Here is a 15,539-nt window from a genome sequence, read left to right as displayed (position 1 = left end):
GCCGAACAATGGTCGATCGGGCGTCTTCAGCCGTCACCTCCGGACGAAGGCTAGCTCGAGGCATTCAATGCCGGCCGCGACCCGCCCGTAGCCCAATCGAGAAGCTCAATCGTGTGTACGACCGGAACTGACGTGCCACTGGCAATCTGCACCATGCAGCCGATATTGCCCGCGGCAATCATGTCCGGCTTGACGCTTGCGATGTTGGCGACCTTGCGGTCGCGCAACCGGCCCGCAAGCTCGGGCTGGAGAATGTTGTAGGTCCCCGCCGAGCCGCAACACAAATGGCTCTCCGGCACATCTTTCACCACGAATCCATTCTTGGAAAGCAATTCTTTCGGAAGGCCCGTGATTTTCTGCCCGTGCTGCAACGAACACGCGGAGTGATAGGCGACGACGATATTGTCCTGTCGCGTAGTGGTCGCGAGCTCGAGGCCGGCAACGAATTCGGTGATGTCCTTGGCGAGCGTGGACACCTGCGCTGCATCGGCGGCAAACGCCGTGTCCTCGCGCAGGAGATAGCCGTAGTCCTTGATCACCGTGCCGCAGCCGGAGGCCGTCACCAGGATGGCGTCGAGCCCCTCGCCGGCCGCTTCCTTTCGCCACGCCGCGACGTTGGCGCGGGCCCGCGCCAACGCATCCTGGTCGTTGCCCAGATGGTGGGTCAGCGCGCCGCAGCACTGCTCGTCCCGGACCAGGACAACCTCGATGCCGTGGCGGGTGAGGAGGCTGATGGCGGCCTGGTTGATGCGCGGCGCCAGCACCTGCTGGGCACAGCCTTGCAGCAGCGCGACCCGGCCGCGCTTCTTGCCGAGTGCCGCGAATACGCTGCCGGGGAGCGGGCCGGGCGACGGCAGACGGTTCGGCGCCAGCGCCAGCATCGCCTTGAGGCGCTGGATCAGGCCGGGCGTCGCCGACGGCCGCGGCGTCGGCAGGAATACGGCAAGCGGACGGGCGAGGCGCGCCAGCCACATGCTGGTGCGGAAGAGCTGCGGATTCGGCAGGACAAAGGCCAGCACCTGGCGCAACAGCCGCTCGGTCAGCGGCCGCTGATAGCGCTGCTCGATCCTGACCCGGGCCTGGTCGACGAGGTGCATGTAGTTCACCCCCGAGGGGCAGGTCGTCATGCAGGACAGACACGACAGGCAGCGGTCGACATGCTTGACCACCTCGGCCGTCGGGGTCTGGTCCTTCTCCAGCATCTCCTTGATCAGGTAGATGCGGCCGCGCGGGCTATCGAGCTCGTCGCCGAGCAGCACATAGGTCGGACAGGTTGCAGTGCAGAAGCCGCAATGGACGCAGGCGCGCAGGATCTTGTCGGCTTCCGCGATGTCGGGGTCGGCGAGCTGCGCCAGTGAGAATTCGGTCTTCATGCCGCAGCGCCCCGCGTCAGCCGCCCCCGGTTGAGAATGGTTTTCGGATCGAAACTGGCGCGGACCCGATCGCTCAGCGCGGCAATGCCGGGCGCCTGCGGATGGAATACGTCGACACCGCGCCTGACGTCCTCGGCCGCCCGGATCAGCGTGGCGTGCCCGCCCACAGCATCCGCACGCTGGCGCACGGCCGGGGCATGCGCGTCAGCCTTCGGCGGCAGCGCGGCCCAGATCAGGCCGCCGCCCCAATCGTAGATGATGTCGCCGCCGGTCTCGCGCGCCAGCTGGGTCCCGAGCACCGCGCCGGAAGCCGGCGGACAAACGATCCGCCACACCGGCCAGGCCCCAACTGCACCGCCGGCCGCGAACGGCAGGACGTCGCGGATCGTGGCCCACAATGCGGCGGAGGCCACATCCTCGACCAGCGTCGCGGTTCCGAACGGCGCCAGCAATTCGCGCAGCGAGCCGGCGCGGTGCGCGGCGGACGCCGTGATGCCCTCGAGCCGCAGCACGGTTAGCGCTTCGCCCTGGCTGGCGATGTCGCCCAGCCCGTCGGTCTTCGCCCGGAAGGCCGATTTCGGCAGATGCGCGGCGGCGGAGACGTCGAAGGGCGAGCCGAGCGCCGCGGTCATCGCCTTGTTGGCGACGGCATCGTCGAGCCCGCGCAGCAGCAGCGTCCGCTCCGCTTCGGGCTTCGGCATCACCTTGAGCGTCACCTCGGTCATTACCGACAGCGTGCCCCAGGACCCCGCCAGCAGCTTGCAGAGGTCGTAGCCGGTGACGTTCTTCACCACCTTGCCGCCGGTCTTGAAGCTGTCGCCGAAACCGGAGACGGCGTGCGCCCCGAGCAGGTGATCGCGCGCCCCGCCCGCCTTGATCCGCCGCGGACCGGCGAGACCGGCCGCGATCATGCCGCCGATGGTACCCAACGCGGGCGTGCCGAGCAGCGGCGCGGTGTTCATCGGCTCGAAGGCGAATTGCTGGTTCTTGGCGTCGATCAGCGACAGCACGTCGGCCAGCGGGGCGCCGGCCTGGAGCGTGACGATCAGCTCGTTGGGTTCGTAGGAGGTGACGGCATTCAGCGCGGAGAGGTCGAGCACGGCGTTGGTCGCCATTGTGTGGCCAATGCTGCGCTTGCTGCCATGACCGATGATCTCGAGCGGCTGCTCGTTGGCAATCGCCGCGCGCACCACCTCTTCGACGTCTTTGGCGTCTCTGACCCTGAGCGTATCCACGGGAAAAGGCGGTAGCGAAATTCGCCGCCAAAATCAAATGCGGCGTGACGCCGGCGATCAGCGCCGGTGCAGTCGGGGATCCGGCACGGGCGACCACGACGCTTCGATCATGATCGAAGCGTTCACGACATCGACACTTCGACCAGCGGCGAACCAAAGCCGGCAGGCCCTCGCTACAAGCTTGCGCCGATCGCGATCGAGGCCAACCGATGGAGACAAGCATGCGATCGACACATCAGCGGCTGGTGCCGCGCGTCCACGAAGCGTTCAGCCGCAGGTCGGTGATCCGGGCCTTCGGAGCCGTCCTGGCGATCTATCTCTCGCCATGGGCGGCGGCGTCATCTCAAGCCCAGCAGCAAGGAGCAAGGACCATGAACCACTATGCCACGCAGAAATCCCTCAGCGACGCCGTCGACGGCGGCGGCCTGCTCGTCGTCGCGCAATGGGAGGCCAAGCCCGGCGAGGCCGACAAGGTCGCCGCGATCCTCGACCGCTTCCTGCCGGAGGCGCAGCGCGAGGAGGGCGTCAAGCTGTTCCTGATCTCGCGCGCCAGGGACAATCCGGCCCAGTTCCTGTTCTACGAGCTGTTCCGCGACGAGGCCGCGTTCAAAGCGCACCAGGAGAGCGCGCATTTCAAGACCTGCATCGCCGGCGAAGCCCTGCCGCTGCTGGCGAAGCGCGAACGGGCTCAATACGCACTCATGTAAACACCAGCTCGTATGCCGCGGTTCGATCTGGACCGCGGCATACGACTATATGATCGCGCGCAGCGGCGATCTGCGCAGGATCAGTGCCGAGACGGCCAAGCTGCCGATCGCGGCCAACATGGTCAGCAGGAGCGCCTTCGTGAGTGCGAAGAGCGGCAGTGCGTGCAGAAGCAGGGCAAAGCCGACCAGGATCGGCGGATGGATCAGGTAGACGCCGAAGGCGTTGTCCGAGAGCCATTTGGCGACCGGCCCTTGCGCGTCGAAATAGCGGCGGTAGACGGCCAGCATCAAGAGACCCATGCCGACGCAGACCAGCGCCTCCCACAGGCACTTCCCGGCACTGACGACGTTGAAGCCGCCTGCATAGAGCGCGGTGTCCCCCTGCAGGCCTCCCCCGAACAGCACGAGCGCTGCAAACAGCGGCACAGAGAGCGACAGCGCGAGCAGTCCCCAGCGGATACAGGAGCGCTCGGCAAGCCCAACCATCCAATTGCTGCGATAGCCGACGGCGCCGGCTGCGAACATGAGAGCGTATTGCGGGAGATCGCCGGGGTGAACGTTGAGCACGGAGGTATCGGCGTGGATGGCGATGCGAACGGCGAAGGTGAACGCCGCCATGGCCGCAACGAACAGAACAATCCCCGTGCCGCACAGCGCAACCTCGGGCTCCCGCCATCCGGTCTGGCGGATCAGGCCATAGAGGAGCGAGACCAGCAGCAGCACCGCGCAAAACCACATCGGTCCCGTCTCGGAAAGCCATTCGCCGTCCATCAGATGGGTCAGCCATTGATGGCCGAAACCGCCCTTGCCCCAAGTCCATGACAGAAAATACTGCGTCAGCGGGCCGATCACCAACATGTAGAGCAAAGTCGGCAAGCCGAGCCTGATCAGCCGATCACGCGCAAATTTCGAAAGTCCTTTCCGATCGAAGGCGCCGACGGCGAAATAGCCGGCGATGAAGAACAGCGCGGCCATGAAGAAGGCCTGGAGGAAGCTCTGATAGATGCCGAAGAAGAGGGCCGTGCCGAAGCCGGTCTCCCGCCGGTCGACATAGTACCAATTGCCGAACGGACTGTAGGTGTCGGCTGCGTGCATGCTCAGCACGAGAATGATCATCGACCAGCGGATGTTGTCGATGAACAGCAGGCGCGACTTCGCCAGCGGCCTGCCCGGCGCTTCTTTCGTCACACTGATCCGAACGTCCGCCATGTCGCCGCCATGCCGGGTATCGACCGTCAGAACCGCGGAATGTCCGGAAACGCCACCTTCCCGGCGTGCACATGCATGCGGCCGAGCTCGGCGCAGCGATGCAGGGTCGGAAACACCTTTCCGGGATTGAGCAGGCCCTGCGCGTCAAAAGCGCATTTCAGGCGCTGCTGCTGGTTGAGGTCGATCTCGGTGAACATCTCCGGCATCAGGTCGCGCTTCTCGATGCCGACGCCGTGCTCGCCGGTGAGCACGCCGCCGAACTCGACGCAGGCGCGCAGGATGTCGGCGCCGAAGGCCTCGGCGCGCTCGATCTCGCCGGGCTTGTTGGCATCGTAGAGGATCAGCGGATGCAGATTGCCGTCGCCGGCGTGGAACACATTGGCGCAGCCGAGCTGGTACTTTTCCGACAGTTCGCGGATGCGGGCGAGCGCCTTCGGCAGCGCGCCGCGCGGGATCGTGCCGTCCATGCAGAGATAATCGGGCGAGATGCGGCCAACGGCCGGAAACGCCGCTTTGCGGCCGGCCCAGAACAAATTGCGCTCGGCCTCGGAGGTCGAGATCTGGCAGGTGGTCGAGCCGCAAGCATTCGCAATGGTCTCGACGCGCGTGATCAGCTCGTCGACCTCGATCTTGGGACCGTCGAGCTCGATGATGAGCAGCGCTTCGACGTCGAGCGGATAGCCGGCATGAACGAAGGCCTCGGCGGCGTGGATCGCCGGCTTGTCCATCATCTCCATGCCGCCGGGAATGATGCCGGCGCCGATGATGCGCGCCACGCATTCGCCGGCCGCCTCAACCTGCGCGAAGCCGACCATCAGCGCCCGTGCCGTCTCCGGCTTTTGCAGGATGCGCACCGTGATCTCGGTGATGACCCCGAGCAGACCTTCCGAGCCGGTGATGACGCCCATCAGGTCGTAGCCGGTGTTCTCCGCCGACTTGCCGCCGATGCGCAGGATCTCGCCGCTCATCAGGACAATCTCGCAACCGAGCACGTTGTTGGTGGTCATGCCGTATTTCAGGCAGTGCACGCCGCCGGAATTCTCCGCGACATTGCCGCCGATCGAGCAGGCGATCTGCGAGGACGGATCGGGGGCGTAGTAGAAGCCGGCATGCGCGACCGCCTGGCTGATGGCGAGATTGGTGACGCCGGGCTCGGTGACGACGACGCGGTTGTCGAAATCGATCTCGCGGATCCGCTTGAACTTGCCGAGCCCGAGCAGCACGCCATCTTCCAGCGGCAGCGCGCCCCCGGACAGCGAAGTGCCGGAGCCGCGCGGAACCACCTTGATCCCCTGCCCGGCACAATATTTCAGGACGAGCGAGACCTGCTCGGTGGTGTCGGGCAGCACCACGACCATCGGCGGCTGCCGATAGGCCGTCAGCCCGTCGGATTCGTAGGCCCGCATCTCGGAGGCGCTGTCGATCACGCCCTCGCCGGGCACGATTGCGCGCAATGCAGCCACGATCTCAGCGCGGCGCGCCAGCACGGCCTGGTCGCTCGCGGGCATCATGATGGCCATAACATATCCTTCCGACTCGTAGCCCACGATCAAATTATCGCGGCAAATCAACCACGTCCGCGCCTGTTTGGGTAGGCCATCCGAAAGTCGGAGCGGCCATCTTCGGCGAGTTCGCTCTGGGACAAGTAGGGCAGCATGAAACCTGTCATGGTTTCGCGGCTTGTCCAAGCCGGGCGGGCCTGCCAAAACCGGCGGGTCCGTCGTTTGCCGACCAGGCAAGACCGACCAGCCTAGACCCACCAGGGAAGAGACGAAGAGCACCCGATGACAAAACTGACTTTTGGCGCACTGATGATCCTCACCGTGACTGCCACCGCACCCGCCGCGATGGCGCAGGATGTTGCGGCCGGCAAATCGTCGTTCAACAAATGCCTGGCCTGCCACGCCATCGGCGAAGGCGCCAAGAACAAGGTCGGCCCCGAGCTCAACGGCCTCAACGGCCGCAAGTCAGGCACCGCACCGGACTACAATTATTCGGATGCGAACAAGAATTCCGGCATCACCTGGGATGAAGCCACGTTCAAGGAATACATCAAGGACCCCAAGGCCAAGATCCCCGGCACCAAGATGGCGTTCGCGGGCATCAAGAACGAGAACGAGATCAACAATCTCTGGGCCTTCGTCGCGCAGTTCGACAAGGACGGGAAAATCAAGCAGTAAGCGCGTGAACGGCGGCCGCCCGAGCTTCGGTTCTGATTGAGTCAGAACCGAAGCTCGGGCTTCTTGTTTCGACGCGTTTTCTTCACGCGAACCGGTATCCACTTCGCTCGAAAACGCCTTAATCGGCGGCCGCCTGCGCAGGGACGATTTTCCCGATCATCGTCTCGATTTCCGTCTTCACCAGATCCGGCACAGCGTTCTGCACCATGTGGCCGAGATCGGGCAGCACGATCAGCTTTGCACCCGGCACCATCGCGGCGAAGGGACGCGCGTGGATGGCGGTCTTCACCGTCTTGTCGGGCTCGCCGGCGATGATCGTGACCGGCGCCTTGATCTCGCCATAACGCGCAGCCTGCGCCGTCACCGCTTCCTTCAGCGTCACCAAATCATAGGCATTGGCGATGAACTCGCGCGGGCGCAGCAGCAGCGGCGTCGCGGAGTCCTGCACGAAACCATCCGGCATGGTCTGCGGCAGGAAGACGCTGCGCGCGCCGGCCTCGGCAACGAAATACCCCATCGGCAGCGTGATGGTATAGGCGAGCAGCCGGCCGATCACCGGCGTTGCGATGATCTCGTTGTAGCGGCCGACGCCGCCGCGCCAGGGATGGGTCACCGGCGCCAGCATGACGAGACCGGCGACGCGGCCGGGATGATCGAGCGCGATCCGCGCGCCGAGCGCACCGCTCCAGGAATGCACGACGAAGACCGCGCGATCGATCCCGAGCTTACGAAGCGCCTCGTCAATCATCCGGGCCTGGATCTCTGGCGTCGAATCCTGCCGCCGCATCCGCGTGCTCCAGCCGTGACCGGGACGGTCGATCAGGATGACGCGATGGTCTTTGGCAAGGAGGTCGCCGAGCGGACGCCGCATCGCTTCGAGATTGGAGCTCGCGCCGTGCAGCATCACGATCGGCATGCCTGAACCGCGCGGACCGATATCGACGACGTGAAGCACAGCGCCGTCGACCTCGACCATCCGGCCCTGGGGCGGAAAGGCGCGTTGCACGGCGAGGACGCCGGCCTGCGTGGCCAGCGCCAGCAGAACCAGCGCGGTCACGACTGACATCACAATCATGGGGAGAATCCGGGCGATCCAGGGCACCTGGCAGTTACGAGACTAGCGGGCGGCAGTTTCGCGCCGTGAGATCCCGCGCTCCACTTGAAATGCCGGGGCTGTGGATATGTGCATAATTCCAGCAGGAAAAAACGCAATAAAATCAATGGAATTCCTCGCAGCGCGCAAGCCTCGGGCCAGCTTCATGCAGTCGTCATCGCGGCTTCCATATAATCGCCACGGTCGGTTCCGCCATCTAGGCGCGGGTGGGCGCCGATCCTCCTCGCAAACTCCAAGGGGATGCGGGAAAGGCCGGCAGGATTTGTCCTGATTTGAACCGGAGAATGTCGATGAGCTTCAGATCCAAAGACACTGCGATCGACGAGATCGTGGCGAGCTGCAACGGTGACCTGCGCGGTGCAGTGCGGGCACTGCTTCTGATCAACGAGCATCTCGAGACGGAGCTTGCAAAGGCTTACGCCGCGGCCGCCGATCACGGCCTTGTCGAGCGCGCCGGTAGCGTCCTGCACTAAGTGCAGGCTAGTTCGTTCCGTCCTCGTCCTTTTCCTCGTCGGGTGTGACCGCAGGGCAGGCGCGGATCGTCGAACGGGCAAGCTTGGCATCGGCCCTGGATTTGTAGGGACCGTCGCCGAACCAGATGTCGCCGATGATCACGGGATTGCTGGTTACGATGTTGCATTTGCCGGTGGCGCGATTGCCGACCACCCAGAACAAGCCGTCGGCGAGGCTCACCGAGCCCGACGCGAGCAGCAATACACCTGCAAAGATCAAACGCTTCATGGCCGTGCTCCTGCCATGCAGGTAGGCCTGCGCGCGCTTCAACAATACCCCTGAGAACGCCGCACGTGTGATCGTGGTTAATCCGCGCACGCTGCAATCACTCGGGAAATGATCAACTTGTCCGCTAGATGTCGCGGCCTTCGACCTTCTCGGTCAGCGCCTTGACCTGCTCGGGGATCTTCTCGAGGTGCGGATTGACGGCCAGCGCCTTGCGGTAGGCCTCGAGCGCACGTTTCTCGTCACCGACCTCCTGCATGATCATGCCGAGGCCTGCGAGTGCGCCGAAATGGCGAGGCTCCCGGATCAACACCTCGCGGATGTCGGCAAGCGAGCGGCCGTAGTCATTCTGCATGTAGTAGAGCGTGGCGCGCCGGTTCCAGGCCTCGATGTAGTCGGGCCTGAGCTTGATGACCGAATCCAGCAGCTTGATCGCGATGTCGATCTTCTGCGCGTCGACCGCGGTCTTGGCCCGCGCCATCAACAGCGATGCGGTGTCGCTCGGGGTCTGGATCCAGATCGCCCAGATCCGCGCCTCGACATGCTTGGCGCTGGCCTCGTCGGGCGCGGCCTTGAGCGCGCCGAACAGGAAATCGAGATTCTTGCTGCGGTCGACCTTGGGCAGCTTGGCCGGCGCCTCCGGCAGCTTCTTCTGTTCCTTGCCGGGAGGGGCAGGCAGCTCTTTCTGCGCCAGGGCTGGCGTAAGGCCAGTGGCGCCCAGCACAAGGGCCAGACACAGGGTGCGTGCGAAAGGGAAGCTCACTGCCAGGAATCTCACTGCCATGCGCAAAGTCTAAACGCGCAAAGCCGCCCTTGCAAAGCAAAGGCGGCGTCAAACTCGTGTGAGCCGTGGTCTTGCGGGGCGCGCGGAGGCGACCGCGAGGGCAATATCAGCCCTGGCGAGCCTTGAAGCGGCGCTGCACCTTGTTGATCACATAGACTCGGCCCTTGCGGCGGACCAGGCGGTTGGCGCGATGGCGACCGCGCAGCGATTTCAGCGAGTTACGGACCTTCATGGCAGAATCCTGAACGTTCGAAAGGCCGTGTTCGGCACTACCGTTTCGGCACGCGCGAATGTGGCAAAATGAGATCTTTCCCGCTGGCGGACCGACCGCCCGGGACGGGGCGGTTCTTAAGGCATGGGAGGACCGGATGTCAATGTTAACTGCCCGGTTCCGGGCCAGCAAATTCTGGAAAACAACCCCATGCAAAGTAGAAAGCAAAGTAGAAACGGCCGGATCGGCCCGATCTACGCATTTGTCGACTTGGGGCTTCGCTTCGACGACGTGCCTTGCCAAATTCGTTATATCATATAATCAATTCGTCAACCCGTCGGGAGGAAACCAATGCCGAAGCTGAAGCTGCCCAACATCGACGATGTCGTCGCCATCGACATCCACACCCACGCCGAGGAGCCCTGCGGCACCCATCCCGACGACGGCTATGACGATTTCCAGGCGCAGATGGCGGACTACTTCAAGTCGCCGCACAAGCATCCGCCGACCGTGCCGGAGACCGCGGCCTACTACCGCTCCAAGAACATCGCCGCGGTGATCTTTCCGGTCGATGCCGAGCGCGAGACCGGCTTCCGCCGCTACAAAAATGAGGAGATGCTGGAGATCGCCTCCGACCATCTCGACGTCCTCATTCCCTTCGTCTCGATCGACCCGCACAAGGGCAAGCTCGGTGTGCGCGAGGCGCGCAAGCTGATCGAGGAATACGGCGTGCGCGGCTTCAAATTCCATCCGACCATGCAGGGCTTCTACGCCAACGACCGCATGGCCTATCCGCTCTACGAAGAGATCAACAATGGCGGCGCGATCGCGCTATTCCACACCGGCCAGACCGGCGTCGGCTCGGGCATGCCCGGCGGGATGGGCATGCGGCTGAAATATTCGAACCCGATGTACATGGACGACGTCGCGGCAGATTTCCCCGACCTCAAGATCATCCTCGCCCATCCCTCCTTCCCCTGGCAGGAGGAAGCGCTGTCGGTCGCGACCCACAAGCCGAACGTCTACATCGACCTCTCGGGCTGGTCGCCAAAGTATTTCCCGCCGATCCTGGTGCGCTACATCAACTCGATCCTTCAGGACAAGATGCTGTTCGGCTCGGACTGGCCGGTGATCACGCCGGACCGCTGGCTGTCGGACTTCGCCAAGATCGAGATCCGCGACGAGATCCGGCCGAAGGTACTGAAGGCCAACGCGCGCAGGCTGCTGGGGATCTAGCCGCGTACTCATCGCCACGGCGCATTGAGGGCTTCGACCGGTTGCCGAAGCCCTCACGCTCAGGCGCTCAAGGCCTCGCTGAGGCGGGCAAGGCGGCCCTAAAACTCCAGCTTGTCGCGTATAGCGTCGATTCCGGCCCTGGCGCAGGCTTCGTCAGCATCACCGCCGGGCGCCCCAGACACACCGACGGCTCCGACCAGTGAACCGCCCGCTTCGACAATCAATCCGCCACCTATAATGACCGTGCCGGGGAGATTGCGGATACCGGCCTGCAGCATGCCAGGTTGGCTGACGGCATTCAGTTCGGTGGTGCTGGTACGGAATGTTGCTGCGGTCCACGCCTTGCCCGAGGCCGTTGAAACGGTGTGAGCACCTGCGAACCTGTCACGAAGGATCACCTGTGTCCCCCCGAAGCGATCGACGACCGCGACGGCGACCTGGTACCCGCGTGATCGGCAATCACCAAGCGATGCCCGGGCCAGATCAAGCGCCAGCTCGGGACTCAGGGATTTGTAGGTCGCGAGCGGCTCCTGCGCCATTGCCGGGTGCGCGAGCATCAACAGGACGGTGGCCGCAAGCAGGGTTCGAGCGAGCATGGTTTCTCCGACGTGAGAGGGTCGACGCCGATGTTAACCTAGTTCAGCGCACCGTATGTCAGGTCGTCGAATACGGTGACACTGTCGGCCTTGGTCCACAAGCCGATCATGCCGGCGTCCCTGATCGATTCGTCCTCGACCTCGAACATCGGCTTGCCGTCATACGTCACCTTGAATAGCTTTCCCGCGAATTCGCAACGTAGGGAATGCCATTGACCTGACGGCACCGATACCTTGACGCCATAGCCGCCTTTCCGGCCGACAATATCGAGCGCGCTGCGAACACCCTTGATCGTCTTGTAGAGCACAACATTGTCTTCAAGCGCGTTGGCCCGCACGACATAGTAATTGTCGGCATCCTTTGCGCGCCAGACAATACCGGCCGCACGATCCTCGGAGCCTGCGATCGCCTTGAACTTGACCTCGACGAACCCGTCCAGGATGCTGGTGCCGCTCCTGAGCGCCACTGGAAACGTCGCCTGACCGGATTGTTTCAGGACGTTCGGCTTGCTTGGCGCCGTCGACTCCACCTCGACCGTCCATTTGGGCTGGCCACGACCCGTCATCGTCAGCGTCCAGCCTTCGGGCGCTGCGCCGGTTGCTGCGTTGTCAAAATTTACAGTTTCTGCCATCGCGTTTCCTTCAACCAACAATAGGAACAACGCCGCCCCTAAGAGCGCTACGCTCGTTTTTTGCACGACGTCTAAGCTTCCCGCCTGTATTGATCGTACAGTGTTGCAGCGTTGTCCCATTTGATCGCTTCCATGTAGATGTCGACATACTTCGCGGCCGCCGCGCCATAATCCATGTGATAAGCGTGCTCATACATGTCGAGCACCAGTACTGGGCGTCCGCCGGCCAGCGTCGTCGTGTGGTCGGCGGCCCACTGATTGACCAGCCGCTTGTCGCGCGGCGAGTAAGAAAGAATCACCCAGCCGGAGCCGCCGCCTTCGGCCTTGCCCATGGCGGAGAACTCCGCGCGCCACCGCTCCATGCTGCCGAAATCGCGCGCGATCGCGTCGGCAAGTGGTGTGCTCGGCTTGCCGGCACCGCCGAGCCCGTCGAAATAGATTTCGTGGAGGATCATCGAGTTTGACGCGACGAGTTCCTCGCGCTTCAGGCCGTTGATGACGAAGTTCGGAGCTTTCGCGAAGTCGAGCTCGGCGAGTTGCGTTCCGATCGCGTTGAGTCGCTTTACGGCACCGACATAGTTGTTCTCGTAGTGGCTGACGAGCACCTTCTCCGAGATGCCGGCAATGGATTTCGGATCGAACGGCATCGGCTTGGGCTGGTATGTCATTGGCCTGGCTCCTGTTGGCTGATTGGCTTGCGCAAGGGCTTGCGTCCCCGCGAGTATTGCGGTCGATGCCGCGGCGGCCCCCACGCACCTGATGAAGTCTCGGCGGTCGGTATTCGTCGTCATGGAGCCCTCCACGTCATCGTCGTCCCCGACTTGCCCCGTGTGCTCGCTAGCTCTTGGTGCTCGCCGTCTTGTCGAGTGCGCAAATAGACCGCGCGGTCCTTGTCGATACGGACATCGACGAGGGTCGGCGCGCTGGCGGCACCAATTGACGGGACAATTTCTCTGATGAGATCGAGATGAAAGAAGACATGCGGCGTCCTTGGTGACCAGGACGCGATACTTGGGCATGTCGCCTCGCGGGGAGATCGCAAATCCCCGTACCCTGAATTAAACGCCTGCCGGCGGCAGTGTCAATCTGCTGCGCGAGGTCGACGGGGTGACGATTGTTTGAAGAAGGTTCCGACCTTGTCGAGTACCGGGCCGTTTCGGTATTGTCCGTGCGCCACCGCAAAGTCCCAAAGGAGCGAGCCATGAGCATCAAGGCCGTCGTCTTCGACGCTTACGGAACGCTCTACGACATCCAGTCCGTCGCAGAGATCACCGAGGATGCTTTTCCGGGCTATGGCGAGATCATCACGCAGGTCTGGCGGATCAAGCAGCTCGAATACACCTGGTTGCGCTCGCTGATGCGGCGCTACCAGGATTTTGCCGCCGTCACGCGCGACTCGCTCGCCTATACGCTGCGCCTGCTCGGCCTCGCCTATGAAGGCGAAGCGTTCGAGCGGGTGATCGAGAAATATCTGGATCTCGATCTCTATCCGGATGCAGCCGCCGCGCTTGCGGCGCTGAAGCCGCGAAAACTCGCCATCCTCTCGAATGGCAGTCCGGACATGCTGAATGCGCTCGTGCGCAATTCCGGGCTCGACCGTCTGCTCGATGCCACCATCAGCGTGGATGCGAAGAAGGTCTTCAAGCCGTCTCCAGAGGCCTACACGCTGATCGGCGAGGTGTTCGGCACCAGGCCGGATGAGGTTCTGTTCGTCTCGTCCAATCCCTGGGATATCGCGGGCGCGAAGTCGTTCGGACTGAACGTCGCCTGGATCGAACGTGTGACGCCCGAGGCGATGGCGCTGGCTTGCGTCGAGAACGAACTCGTGGCACCGCTGACGATGTATAAGGCGATCCGGACCCAGATGGACGAGCTAGGGTTCGCGCCGGATCATCGTGTCCGCGCGCTCTCGGAACTGCCAACGGTCGCCTAAGCATCGCCGCCCGCCCATGAGTCTGGAATGAGCTGTTTGGAATGAGCCTTCAATCCGTTCGCGCCTTCTTCGCCGAGAAAGCCCCCGACATCTCCGTCATCGAATCCCCGATCAGCTCGGCCACGGTGCCGCTGGCCGCCGAAGCCTATGGCGTCGAGCCCGGCCGGATCGCCAAGACCCTGTCGTTGCGCATCGGCGAGCGTGTGATCCTGATCGTTGCCGCCGGCACCTCGCGCATGGACAACAAGAAGGTCAAGGCTGCGTTCGGCGGCAAGCCGAAGATGCTGGGGCTGGAGGAGGTTGCCGAGATCACCGGCCACGAGGTCGGCGGCGTCTGCCCGTTCGGACTGAAGTCACCGCTGCCGATTTATTGCGATGTGTCGCTGAAGGCGTTCGACGTGGTGGTGCCGGCCGCAGGCTCGACCCACAGCGCCGTGCGCATCACGCCCGAGCGGATGGCGGAGCTCACCGCGGCCGAATGGGTCGACGTCTGCGAGCACAGGCCTTAAGGCGGCTCCGGCCTGTCCTCGTGAACCACGGCGCGGAGGGCGACCTCACGCCAGGTCGGTTTTGGCACCTGGCTGGCTGCATTCGTTGCACGAGTATGACGGTTTCGGGACTGGACGACCGGTCGTTGAGCCGCGATGGGGCCAGATGCGATGCCTGATGCAATTGCCGGTCAGGGAGGCTACCATATGGACCATGACCGACGACAAGGTGAAACGACGATTGACCACCGTCCTGTGCGCTGACGTGCAGGGCTATTCTCGCCTCATGGAGGCAGACGAGACCGGAACGTTGGAGACGCTGCGCCGCTACCGCACTGCCTTTGCGGGACTGGTGGAGCGTCATGACGGCCGGATCGTGAATACCTGGGGCGATGCTGTGATCGCCGAGTTCGCCAGCGTCGTCGAGGCCGTGCAATGTGCGGTCGAAATTCAGCAGGAAATTTCCAACCAGGATTCGGACCCACCTCACGCGAACCCGATGCGGTTTCGCATCGGCATTAACCTCGGCGATGTGATGGTGGACGGGTCCGACATCTATGGCGACGGAGTCAATATCGCGTCGCGGCTGCAAGAGCTCGCCGAACCCGGCGGCGTTGTGATCTCAAGCTCCGTCTACGATCAGGTGCACAACAAATTGTCCGTTGGCTTCGACTGTCTCGGCCAGCGACCAATGAAGAACGTTGCTCCCATGACCAGCTATCGCGTGGCCATGAGCGGCCAAAGCGCTGGGCGACGGAGCTTCCCGGTTGACGAAAGCCTCCCTCCCCAGGGGCGGGCTGTTGCAGATTCGGAAACTGGCGCGCGATGGATTGACAGCAGGCACGAGCCATCCACCTGGATGGGCTTCGTCTCGGATTGGCTGGCGAAGCTGCCCCGCCCGGTTGCAGTGGCCCTCACGGTTTCGGGCTTTCTGATTCTGATCAACGTTTTCACCGGCATGCACAAGATCTGGTTCCATTGGCCGGTCGCAGCATTGCTCTTCGGTGCCCTCTTGCGGACAGCACTCCGGCAGCGACCCGAGCCGAACAGCAAGCGGGATCGCTAAACGAGTCGGGAGTGAGGCGGTCGCTTCAGGTCATGAC

General features: G+C 63.5%; 18 protein-coding genes. 7 read left to right on the top strand and 11 right to left on the bottom strand.

Annotation, left to right across the window (positions count from 1 at the left end; translation table 11 throughout):
* Positions 1–50: 50 nt before the first annotated feature.
* Both glcF and AB7535_RS43265 read right to left on the bottom strand, forming a co-directional pair.
* A complete protein-coding gene (gene glcF, locus AB7535_RS43270) occupies positions 51–1,373 on the bottom strand; it encodes a glycolate oxidase subunit GlcF (protein ID WP_085403380.1) in 1,323 nt (440 codons plus the stop codon).
* Positions 1,370–2,608, bottom strand: a complete 1,239-nt coding sequence (locus AB7535_RS43265) for an FAD-binding protein (protein WP_085403381.1) — start codon at positions 2,606–2,608, stop codon at positions 1,370–1,372. Before AB7535_RS43265 ends, glcF begins: the two co-directional genes overlap by 4 nt.
* A gap of 221 nt (positions 2,609–2,829) precedes the next feature.
* Here AB7535_RS43265 and AB7535_RS43260 point away from each other — a divergent pair, with 221 nt between their 5' ends.
* Positions 2,830–3,315: a putative quinol monooxygenase gene (locus tag AB7535_RS43260; protein WP_094184315.1), complete on the top strand. Its 486-nt coding sequence runs from the start codon at positions 2,830–2,832 to the stop codon at positions 3,313–3,315.
* Between the two features lie 45 nt (positions 3,316–3,360).
* Here AB7535_RS43260 and AB7535_RS43255 read toward each other — a convergent pair whose 3' ends face one another.
* Together AB7535_RS43255 and AB7535_RS43250 are read right to left on the bottom strand one after the other, a co-directional pair.
* Positions 3,361–4,524, bottom strand: coding sequence for an acyltransferase family protein (locus AB7535_RS43255; RefSeq protein WP_085403382.1), 1,164 nt, complete (start codon positions 4,522–4,524; stop codon positions 3,361–3,363).
* A gap of 26 nt (positions 4,525–4,550) precedes the next feature.
* Positions 4,551–6,044, bottom strand: a complete 1,494-nt coding sequence (locus tag AB7535_RS43250) for an FAD-linked oxidase C-terminal domain-containing protein (protein WP_085403383.1) — start codon at positions 6,042–6,044, stop codon at positions 4,551–4,553.
* A gap of 264 nt (positions 6,045–6,308) precedes the next feature.
* Between AB7535_RS43250 and cycA the strand changes: the two genes are divergently transcribed.
* Positions 6,309–6,704 (top strand): cytochrome c-550 CycA, encoded by a 396-nt coding sequence (cycA, locus tag AB7535_RS43245; protein WP_014491900.1) that lies wholly within the window; start codon positions 6,309–6,311, stop codon positions 6,702–6,704.
* 118 nt (positions 6,705–6,822) lie between these two features.
* On the opposite strand, the gene AB7535_RS43240 is transcribed toward cycA, so the two are convergent.
* A complete protein-coding gene (locus tag AB7535_RS43240; RefSeq protein ID WP_085403384.1) occupies positions 6,823–7,779 on the bottom strand; it encodes an alpha/beta fold hydrolase in 957 nt (318 codons plus the stop codon).
* Between the two features lie 329 nt (positions 7,780–8,108).
* Between AB7535_RS43240 and AB7535_RS43235 the strand changes: the two genes are divergently transcribed.
* Positions 8,109–8,291, top strand: coding sequence for a hypothetical protein (locus AB7535_RS43235; protein ID WP_063986707.1), 183 nt, complete (start codon positions 8,109–8,111; stop codon positions 8,289–8,291).
* 7 nt (positions 8,292–8,298) lie between these two features.
* Here the strand turns inward: AB7535_RS43235 and AB7535_RS43230 are convergent, their stop codons facing one another.
* From AB7535_RS43230 to ykgO, 3 genes are all read right to left on the bottom strand, one after another.
* The gene (locus tag AB7535_RS43230) at positions 8,299–8,559 is read right to left on the bottom strand and encodes a hypothetical protein (protein WP_028147974.1); all 261 of its coding nucleotides are present in this window, start codon (positions 8,557–8,559) and stop codon (positions 8,299–8,301) included.
* A gap of 124 nt (positions 8,560–8,683) precedes the next feature.
* Positions 8,684–9,340, bottom strand: a complete 657-nt coding sequence (locus AB7535_RS43225) for a tetratricopeptide repeat protein (protein WP_094184308.1) — start codon at positions 9,338–9,340, stop codon at positions 8,684–8,686.
* A 106-nt stretch (positions 9,341–9,446) separates the two neighbouring features.
* Positions 9,447–9,572, bottom strand: a complete 126-nt coding sequence (gene ykgO, locus AB7535_RS43220) for a type B 50S ribosomal protein L36 (protein ID WP_006611362.1) — start codon at positions 9,570–9,572, stop codon at positions 9,447–9,449.
* Between the two features lie 330 nt (positions 9,573–9,902).
* On the opposite strand from ykgO, the gene AB7535_RS43215 reads away from it, so the two are divergent.
* Positions 9,903–10,787, top strand: coding sequence for an amidohydrolase family protein (locus AB7535_RS43215; protein ID WP_028147972.1), 885 nt, complete (start codon positions 9,903–9,905; stop codon positions 10,785–10,787).
* A gap of 98 nt (positions 10,788–10,885) precedes the next feature.
* Here the strand turns inward: AB7535_RS43215 and AB7535_RS43210 are convergent, their stop codons facing one another.
* From AB7535_RS43210 to AB7535_RS43200, 3 genes are read right to left on the bottom strand one after another with little or no spacing between them, the layout of a single operon-like run.
* Positions 10,886–11,383: a GlcG/HbpS family heme-binding protein gene (locus tag AB7535_RS43210; protein ID WP_085403385.1), complete on the bottom strand. Its 498-nt coding sequence runs from the start codon at positions 11,381–11,383 to the stop codon at positions 10,886–10,888.
* A gap of 38 nt (positions 11,384–11,421) precedes the next feature.
* Entirely contained in the window at positions 11,422–12,081 is a 660-nt protein-coding gene (locus tag AB7535_RS43205) for a hypothetical protein (protein ID WP_354113968.1), read from the bottom strand.
* A 5-nt stretch (positions 12,082–12,086) separates the two neighbouring features.
* The gene (locus AB7535_RS43200; protein WP_028147969.1) at positions 12,087–12,683 is read right to left on the bottom strand and encodes a superoxide dismutase; all 597 of its coding nucleotides are present in this window, start codon (positions 12,681–12,683) and stop codon (positions 12,087–12,089) included.
* Positions 12,684–13,216: 533 nt separating this feature from the next.
* Here AB7535_RS43200 and AB7535_RS43195 point away from each other — a divergent pair.
* The 3 genes from AB7535_RS43195 (at position 13,217) to AB7535_RS43185 (ending at position 15,502) form a co-directional block, all read left to right on the top strand.
* The gene (locus tag AB7535_RS43195; RefSeq protein ID WP_439037199.1) at positions 13,217–13,948 is read left to right on the top strand and encodes a haloacid dehalogenase type II; all 732 of its coding nucleotides are present in this window, start codon (positions 13,217–13,219) and stop codon (positions 13,946–13,948) included.
* 41 nt (positions 13,949–13,989) lie between these two features.
* Positions 13,990–14,457: a YbaK/EbsC family protein gene (locus AB7535_RS43190; protein WP_014491890.1), complete on the top strand. Its 468-nt coding sequence runs from the start codon at positions 13,990–13,992 to the stop codon at positions 14,455–14,457.
* 193 nt (positions 14,458–14,650) lie between these two features.
* Entirely contained in the window at positions 14,651–15,502 is an 852-nt protein-coding gene (locus tag AB7535_RS43185; protein ID WP_085403388.1) for an adenylate/guanylate cyclase domain-containing protein, read from the top strand.
* Positions 15,503–15,539 lie beyond the last annotated feature (37 nt).

Origin of the sequence: Bradyrhizobium sp. 956_D2_N1_4 (assembly GCF_052076025.1) — a bacterium.
Lineage (GTDB): Bacteria > Pseudomonadota > Alphaproteobacteria > Rhizobiales > Xanthobacteraceae > Bradyrhizobium > Bradyrhizobium barranii.
Note: the sequence above shows the minus strand (reverse complement) of the source record. Positions and strands in the feature narration are given on the sequence as shown.